This is a genomic window from Streptomyces sp. NPDC012935 (assembly GCF_042900345.1).
In the GTDB taxonomy this organism is placed as follows: domain Bacteria; phylum Actinomycetota; class Actinomycetes; order Streptomycetales; family Streptomycetaceae; genus Streptomyces.
Genome location: NZ_JBIBBC010000066.1, coordinates 1 through 1577 on the forward strand (window position 1 = coordinate 1; position 1577 = coordinate 1577).

The following is a 1577-nucleotide window of genomic DNA, read 5'->3' on the forward strand; positions in this document are numbered from 1 at the left end:
GTCCACAAGGGCAAGGTGAAGCCGCGTCAGGTCACCACGCTGGCGCTGAGCTTCGACCACCGCCTGGTCGACGGCGAGCTGGGCTCCAAGGTGCTCGCGGACGTGGCGGCGATCCTGGAGCAGCCCAAGCGGCTGATCACCTGGGCGTGAGCCCCGGAAGGCGCTGAAAGGGGCGGTCACCTCGCGGTGACCGCCCCTTTCGTCATGCCCGACCGCTCGCCGAAGGTCAGCTGATCTTGGCGTAGCCGTAGGTGATGAGCTTCTTCACGTCCGCCGTGCGGTTGGCCTCCGAGGAGGCGGTGAGCACGGTGCCGATCACGGACTCGCCGTTGAGGGTGGCCGCGAAGACGAGGCAGTACTTCGCCTCGCTGCCCGAGCCGGTCTTCACGCCGAGCGTGCCGTTCCAGCCGAGCAGGGTGTTGGTGTTCTTCCAGGCCGCCATCGTGCGGGTGGAGCCGGTCTTGGTGATGGTCTTCGCCGTGTAGGACTTCGTCTTGACGACGGTCTTGAACGTCGAGGACTTCATCGCGCTGCGGGCCAGCTTGGTCAGGTCGCGCGGGGTCGAGTAGTTCGAGCCGTTGCTGATGCCGTCGAACGAGTCGAAGTGCGTGTTCGTCATGCCGAGGCTCTTCGCCATGGTGTTCATCTTGCCGATGAACGACTTCACGCGGGCGTTGACCGTGGAGCCGGTGCCGAACTTGTCGGCGAGCGTCATCGCGGCGTCGCAGCCGGACTTGAGCATCATCCCGTACAGCAGCTGACGGACGGTGACCTTGTCACCGACGATCAGGTTCGCCGAGGACGCCCCCTTGGACACGATGTAGTTGCTGACCTCCTTCTTTATGGTCACCTTCGTGTCGAGATTGAGGTTCGACTGCGAGAGCACGACCTTCGCGGTCATGACCTTCGTCGTCGAGGCGGTCAGCCGCTTCGTGTCCGCCGACTTCGTGAAAAGCGTCTTGCCGTTGGCGCTGTTCATCAGGAACCCGCCCTTGGCATTGATCGAGGGCGTGGTGACGGCCTGCGCGGGCGCCGCCGTGAGGGCGCCGGTGGCGAACACGGCGCCGGTCGTCAGGACGACGGCGGCGGCTCTGCGAACGCGCATGCCCTTGTGTGCAGTTATCAACTGATTTACCCCGATTACGTCTTATGCCCCTGCGGTGCGGCCGAGTTGGAGGGGAAGAAAGTGGGGCCGCACGTGTGTGACACGTAAGTAGCACACTTGGTTGTGCCGCCGCTGGTCCGGACGGTGCTTCTTTGCCGGGAGATTCCACCGGACGGGTCCGCATCGTGGACCGGCCGACCCTTGCGTACGTGTTGTATCTATGCTGTGGGCATGCCTACCGCCCCGCCCGCCCCCGTGAAGCAGCCGCCCGCCGCCGACCGCGTCTACGGCCATGTGAAACAGGGCGTCCTGGAACGCCGGTACGAGGGCGGCACGCTGCTCACCGAGGGCGAACTCGCCGACGCCGTCGGGGTCTCCCGCACCCCCGTCCGCGAGGCGCTGCTGCGGCTGGAGGCCGAGGGGCTGCTCAAGCTCTACCCGAAGAAGGGCGCCCTGGTCCTGCCGGTCTCCG

3 protein-coding genes are annotated in these 1577 nt (G+C 65.9%); 2 read left to right on the top strand and 1 reads right to left on the bottom strand.

What is annotated here, in order from left to right:
• Positions 1–150: 2-oxo acid dehydrogenase subunit E2 (locus tag ACFY5C_RS41465; protein ID WP_389455262.1), on the top strand; the 150-nt coding region annotated here is incomplete at its 5' end.
• A gap of 76 nt (positions 151–226) precedes the next feature.
• Here the strand turns inward: ACFY5C_RS41465 and ACFY5C_RS41470 are convergent.
• Positions 227–1105, bottom strand: coding sequence for a D-alanyl-D-alanine carboxypeptidase family protein (locus tag ACFY5C_RS41470; RefSeq protein WP_179199203.1), 879 nt, complete (start codon positions 1103–1105; stop codon positions 227–229).
• A 231-nt stretch (positions 1106–1336) separates the two neighbouring features.
• Here ACFY5C_RS41470 and ACFY5C_RS41475 point away from each other — a divergent pair.
• The coding region (locus ACFY5C_RS41475) for a GntR family transcriptional regulator (protein ID WP_389455260.1) at positions 1337–1577 on the top strand (241 nt) is incomplete at its 3' end.

Excerpts from the sequence above, each read along its gene's own strand:
- ACFY5C_RS41470 (WP_179199203.1), bottom strand. The coding sequence starts at position 1,105 with ATGCGCGTTCGCAGAGCCGCCGCCGTCGTCCTGACGACCGGCGCCGTG.